The following is a 5558-nucleotide window of genomic DNA, read 5'->3' as shown; positions in this document are numbered from 1 at the left end:
CCCGCGACCCGGTGGCGACGGTCACGGTACGAGGTCGAGTTCCGCCCAGACCGTCTTGCGGGGGGCGGGCCCGATGCCGGTGCCCCAACGGTCGGCGAGTGCCTCGACGATCAGCAGACCGCNNGCGGTCGTGGTGCCGGGTGCGGGAGGGAGCCGATCGCCCCGGGTGTCGGTCACCTCGATGCGCAGGAGCGCGTCGCGGTGGACCGTGAGGCTCAGTTGGAAGTCCCGGCCGGGCACGCGGCCATGGAGCATGGCGTTCGTGGCCAGCTCCGCGACGATGTGCGCGGCCGACTCCGTGGGGAGGCCCCAGTCGCCCAGGTGCGCCGTGGTGAGCAGGCGGGCGAGCCTGGCACCCCGGCGGGTGGGAGAGAGCAGCACGGTGAACTGCCGAGTGGGAGCGGAATGTTCGGTTCGGGTGATTTCTTGGGTCACGTCACTCAGCGTGGCCGTATTTGCGTACCGTAAATAGTGACGGACTCATTACGTACGGTGATTGTCCCGTGCTCGTCCAGTGCTGTCCCGGCTGTCCGGGGTGACGTGCTGGGGACGTACCGGGTTGAGCGGGAACGGCATGCGCGTCGGAAGTGGGGTACGGATGAGCGTGGACGGGGTCGGTGCGGAGCACGGAGACGGCGGAGCGGACGAACCCGGCTGGGACGTCGACCCGGACGACGAGTCGGGGGTGGCGGTGGTCGCCGCGGTGGGCCGCCAGATCAAGGCGTGGCGGGAGTCGGCGGGCATGCGGGCCGGCGAGTTCGGAGCCGCGATCGGGTACGGGGAGGACCTGGTCTACAAGGTCGAGGGCGGACGCCGCATTCCACGGCCGGAGTTCCTGGACCGGGCGGATGAAGTGCTGGGCGCGGGCGGGAAGCTGGCCATGATGAAGGGGGACGTGGCGGAGGTCCGGTACCCGAAGAAGGTGCGGGATCTGGCGAAGTTGGAGGCGCGGGCAATCGAGGTTGCGGTGTACGCCGACCACGGCATCCATGGCCTGTTGCAGACTGAGGGCCATGCGCGGGTGCTGTTGGAGACGCGGCAACCGTCGTACCCGCAGGATGAAGTGGAGCGCGGAGTGGCAGGCCGTATGGCGCGCCGTTCAATCTTCGACCGCTCACCGGCCCCAGCACTCAGTTTTGTCCAGGAAGAGGCTGCGTTGAGGCGGCCTATCGGAGGCAGAATGGAACACCGTCGACAGCTTGAACGACTCCTGGAGGTAGCCAAGTTGCGGAATGTCTCCCTGCAGGTCATGCCTCTCAGTTGCGAGTCTCACCCTGGGCTGGGCGGTGGGATCGAGGTCCTGAAATTCGGTGATGGCACGGCCGTAGGACGGTCAGGGGGTGCGTTCAACGGTCGCCCGGTCTCTGATCCGAAACGTCTCCAGGTCCTGGACCTGCGGTATGGCATGATCCGGGCCCAGGCCCTTGCCCCAGGGGAGTCACTGACCTTCATCGAGCAAGTTCTGGGAGAGACATGATGCGCAGCCCCTCAGTCGGAGACGCTTCCGAGCTGGAGTGGTACAAGAGCAGCTACAGCGACAGCAGTAGCGGGAACGACTGCATCGAGGTCGCGTCCACTCCGGGTGTGGTGCACGTGCGCGACTCCAAGAGCGTGCCGGGTCCGCACGTCGGTTTCGGGTCGATTGCGTGGGCAGACTTCGTGGCGTACGCAGCCGGGAGTTGAGCAACTCGCGCCCCGAGCCGAGTTCGAGTCCGGCAGCGGGACGCCGCGACCCGGCCGCACCTGGTCCGGCGAGTTGCCCGGGGCCGGTCCCGCCTCGCTCGTCCGGAACAGCTGCAGCGACACCAGTAACGGCGACGACGGCGTCGAGGCGGCGTCCACTCCCGGCGTGGTGCAGGCGCGCGACTCCAAACACGTGCCGGGCCCCCGCCCCGGCTTCACGCCGGTCAGCCGGGACGCCTCTGTGACGTACGCCTCCGAGGGCTGCGGCGGCCCGGGGGGCGGAGAAACAGAAAGGTCCGGACGGTGGACCGTCCGGACCTTCTGGGTAGCACCGGTCAGCTGCCCTTGACCGTGACCTTCTCGTCGTTCTTCAGCTGCTCCACGAGCTGCTTGACCTTGTCCTTGTCCCAGACCAGGTTGCCGTTCACGCTCTGGCCGGAGAGCGGGATGTTCATCGACGTGCCCTCGCCGCCCGTGACGCCCTTCATCGCGAAGAACATGTTGCCGAGCGACCAGAGCGACATGTCCTTGTCCACGACCACCGTGTCCAGGCCCGCGCCCATCGTCGGGTAGAGCTTGAACGGGTTGAGGATCGTCGACGGGGTCGCCGTCTGGGAGGCCAGGGCCGCGAGGAACTTCTGCTGGTTCTTCGTGCGGTCCAGGTCGCTGCCCGCGAAGGCGTACCGGGTGCGGACGAAGGCGAGGGACTGCTCGCCGTTCAGCGTCTGCTTGCCGGCCTGGAAGTCGGCACCGGACTTCTTGTCCTTGAATGCCTTGGGGATGTCCATCTCGACGCCGCCGATGGCGTCCACGATGTTGGCGAAGCCGCCGAAGCCGATCTCGACGTAGTGGTCGATGCGCAGTCCGGTGTTGAACTCGACCGTGCGGACCAGCAGCTCCGGGCCGTCCTCGGCGTACGCGGCGTTCAGCTTCGTCGTGCGGCCCGTCCCCTCGAACTTCTTGCCGGACTCGGAGCCGACGAAGCTGGGGATCTCGACGTTGGAGTCGCGGGGCAGGGAGATCATCGTCGGGCCGTTGGATCCGTCGTGCAGGATCATCATCGAGTCGGTCCGCTTGCCCTCGGCGGAGCCGGTGTGCAGCTTCTTCTTGTCCTCGGCCGTCATGCCCTCGCGGCTGTCGGAGCCGACGATCAGGTAGTTCGTGCCGTCGCCCTCGCCCGGGCGGTCGATGACCTTGGACAGGTCGACCTCGCGCTTGAGCTTGCCGTCGGCCCAGAAATACGTGCCGATGGATACGGCGAGCAGCACCACGACCAGGGTCAGCGCTCCGACCTTGATCCGCCGGCCCCAGTCGGGGGCGTACTGGGGCTGGACGTAACCGCTGTCACCGCCGCGGCCGCCACCGCCCTGACCGCCGCCGTAGACCTGGCCCGTGTTGTAGCCGCTGTCGTAGCCGGGGGCCTCGCCGTAACCGTCGTAGCCCTGGCCCTGCTGCGGCGGGATCCGGGGCGGGGACTGCGGCGGCGCGGGGCGCCGCCGGACGTGCGGCATCGCGCGGGCGCTCTCGGGCCGCGGGCTCGCGCTGCCCCGCCCGTAGCGCTCGTCAGGTCCGCCGTTCCGTCCTTCGGGCCAATCGCTCATGCCGAACAGTGTGCCGTCTCGCCCTGTGCCTCTTACAGGGTGTACGGGGGATCGGGGCATGGCTGTTGCGAAGCTGATGCAATGCAACCGGGTGCAAGCCCCCGCATAAGGTGGACGGTATGACAGATCAGCCCCAGATACCGGAGGGCGAAATTCCGGTCAAGCCGACCTCGGCCTCCCGGACCACCCTCAGCCACATCATGACCGGCAACGACACCAACCTCCTGGGTACGGTGCACGGCGGCGTGATCATGAAGCTGGTCGACGACGCGGCGGGGGCGGTCGCGGGCCGCCACTCGGGCGGCCCGGCCGTGACGGCCTCGATGGACGAGATGGTCTTCCTGGAGCCGGTCCGCGTCGGTGACCTCGTTCACGTCCGAGCCCAGGTGAACTGGACCGGCCGCTCCTCGATGGAGGTCGGCGTCCGGGTCATGGCCGAGCGGTGGAACGAGTCCACCCCTGCCCAGCAGGTCGGCAGCGCCTACCTGGTGTTCGCCGCGGTCGACGAGGACGGCAAGCCGCGCCGCGTACCGCAGGTCGCTCCGGAGACGGAGCGCGACAAGCGGCGCTACCAGGAGGCCCAGATCCGCCGCACGCACCGCCTCGCCAGGCGGCGCGCGATCAAGGAACTACGCGAACAGCGCGCCGCCGAAGGCATCGACGACTGAGGGCCGTCCCGTAATCCCCGGCGGGGCAGCCGGCCGCCGATCGATTCGGCCGGTGGGAAGTTACGGACGGCTAAAACTGGGCATATCGGGCGCAATGATGTCTGTAACCTCCCACCGACGACGCCGGCCCACGGACTGTCACGGGCAGGTCACCTGGTCGCCCGTCACCGTGCCGAATTCACCGCGCTGCGGGTCCTCGGCCTTCACCCGCCGCACCTTCGTGAAGTCCGAGCCCGCCGTGACCTTCATCGTCGCGCCCTGCCCCTTCACCGCTCTGAGCTCGCATCCGGGCAGCGCGGTGGCCAGGGACTTCGCCGACCGGTCCCAGCGCGGGTCGTAGGTGACCAGCGTCCGCCGCAGATCGTGCGGTCCGCCGTTCAGCGGGGCGCGGGTGGTGTTGAATCCGGTGCCGCGCAGGGCGGAGTCGACGTCCTGGCCGAGCCCGTCCCTGGGCGTCCCGTTGTAGACCTGCACCCGGATCTGTTCCGGGGCCACATCGACGAGCGTCGCCCTGGGCTGCTTCGGCCGGTGCGGGGCGAGCGGCTTGTCCTCGCGCAGTGCCTGGAACATCTTCTTCGACTTCGCGGCGTCCCACTTCACCGTGGAGCCGATGCCCTTGACCGGGTAGCCCTTCTCCTCCAGGGGTACGGAGGCGAATTCGGACGAGGCCGGGGTGAAGCCGCGCATGGCCTTGCCGAGCACCAGCATCTGTTCCGTGCCGAAGCCCTTGTCGGCGCGGACCGACTCGAGCATCGACGCGGCGACCTGCTGGAACTTCATCGGGTTCATCAGCACACCGCTGCTGGTCGTCTGCTTGATCAGCGCGGCCATGAACCTCTGCTGGCGCTGCATCCTGCCCAGGTCGGCCGCCCCGTCGAGGTGCCGGGACCGTACGTACTGAAGGGCCTGCCCGCCGTCGAGCCTGTGGGTGCCGGCGGGCATGTCCAGTCCCGTGTAGGAGTCCTTGAGCGGCTTCGCGGTGCAGATCTCGACCCCGCCCAGGGTGTCGACCGTCTTCATGAAGCTGGTGAAGTCGACCTCCAGGTAGTGGTCGATCTTCACGCCCGTCATCTGCTCGACGGTCCGCACCGTGAGCTGGGGCCCGCCCTCGGCATAGGCGGCGTTCAGCTTCACCGGGTGCGGGGCGTGCTCCTTGCCGGTGGTGCCGTCGGTGTGGGCCGGGAGCTCGGCGTAGCTGTCGCGCGGCAGGCTGATGACACTGGCCCGCTGCTTGTCGGCCGAGAGATGGACGAGCATCAGGGTGTCGGTGCAGTGGCAGGGGGCGCCGCCCAGCCTGTACTTCTTCCTCTCCGCCGGGCTGATCCTGTCGCGGCCGTCGGTGCCGACGAGCAGGAAGTTCATGCCGTGACCGCCCTGGGGACGGTTCTTCATGTCCTTGAACGGGTCGACCCGGTCGATCCCCGTCTCCAGACCGCTCACGACCGCGTGGCCGATCCCGCCGGCGCCGAGCACCAGCACGGACAGCCCGGTGACGATCCGCATGCCCCACCGGGGCGGCGGCTTCCGCCCGCCGGCCCGGTTCCGTCGCGGGCCGTCGGATCCGGGCTGCCGTGCGGGTCTGCGCTGCGGGGGAGCGGTGCGGGGG

6 protein-coding genes and 1 pseudogene are annotated in these 5558 nt (G+C 68.9%); 3 read left to right on the top strand and 4 right to left on the bottom strand.

Annotated elements, in window-relative coordinates:
• Positions 1-21: 21 nt before the first annotated feature.
• Positions 22-122 (bottom strand): annotated as a pseudogene (locus BFF76_RS34170) (ATP-binding protein); the annotation flags it as partial.
• Positions 123-124: 2 nt separating this feature from the next.
• The coding region (locus BFF76_RS28415) for an ATP-binding protein (protein WP_244167360.1) at positions 125-435 on the bottom strand (311 nt) is incomplete at its 3' end.
• Between the two features lie 163 nt (positions 436-598).
• On the opposite strand from BFF76_RS28415, the gene BFF76_RS28410 reads away from it, so the two are divergent.
• On the top strand, positions 599-1477 hold the full coding sequence (locus BFF76_RS28410; protein ID WP_065849354.1) for a helix-turn-helix domain-containing protein: 879 nt from the start codon (positions 599-601) through the stop codon (positions 1475-1477).
• On the top strand, positions 1474-1683 hold the full coding sequence (locus tag BFF76_RS28405) for a DUF397 domain-containing protein (RefSeq protein ID WP_031093830.1): 210 nt from the start codon (positions 1474-1476) through the stop codon (positions 1681-1683). The genes BFF76_RS28410 and BFF76_RS28405 overlap by 4 nt, the downstream gene beginning before the upstream one ends.
• Before the next feature lie 335 nt (positions 1684-2018).
• On the opposite strand, the gene BFF76_RS28400 is transcribed toward BFF76_RS28405, so the two are convergent.
• Positions 2019-3284 (bottom strand): LCP family protein, encoded by a 1266-nt coding sequence (locus BFF76_RS28400; protein ID WP_079122518.1) that lies wholly within the window; start codon positions 3282-3284, stop codon positions 2019-2021.
• Between the two features lie 119 nt (positions 3285-3403).
• Between BFF76_RS28400 and BFF76_RS28395 the strand changes: the two genes are divergently transcribed.
• Entirely contained in the window at positions 3404-3952 is a 549-nt protein-coding gene (locus BFF76_RS28395; protein ID WP_053929165.1) for an acyl-CoA thioesterase, read from the top strand.
• A gap of 138 nt (positions 3953-4090) precedes the next feature.
• Here the strand turns inward: BFF76_RS28395 and BFF76_RS28390 are convergent.
• A partial coding sequence (locus BFF76_RS28390) for an LCP family protein (protein WP_244167359.1) occupies positions 4091-5558 on the bottom strand: 1468 nt, incomplete at its 5' end.

Source organism: Streptomyces mutomycini, assembly GCF_001700505.1.
GTDB classification, from domain to species: domain Bacteria; phylum Actinomycetota; class Actinomycetes; order Streptomycetales; family Streptomycetaceae; genus Streptomyces; species Streptomyces mutomycini.
This window is presented reverse-complemented; position numbering and strand designations above follow the sequence as displayed.

Bases quoted from the DNA above. Each gene is read 5' to 3' on its own strand.
- BFF76_RS28410 (WP_065849354.1), top strand. From the start codon at position 599: ATGAGCGTGGACGGGGTCGGTGCGGAGCACGGAGACGGCGGAGCGGAC.
- BFF76_RS28395 (WP_053929165.1), top strand. From the start codon at position 3,404: ATGACAGATCAGCCCCAGATACCGGAGGGCGAAATTCCGGTCAAGCCG.
- BFF76_RS28400 (WP_079122518.1), bottom strand. From the start codon at position 3,284: ATGAGCGATTGGCCCGAAGGACGGAACGGCGGACCTGACGAGCGCTAC.
- BFF76_RS28405 (WP_031093830.1), top strand. From the start codon at position 1,474: ATGATGCGCAGCCCCTCAGTCGGAGACGCTTCCGAGCTGGAGTGGTAC.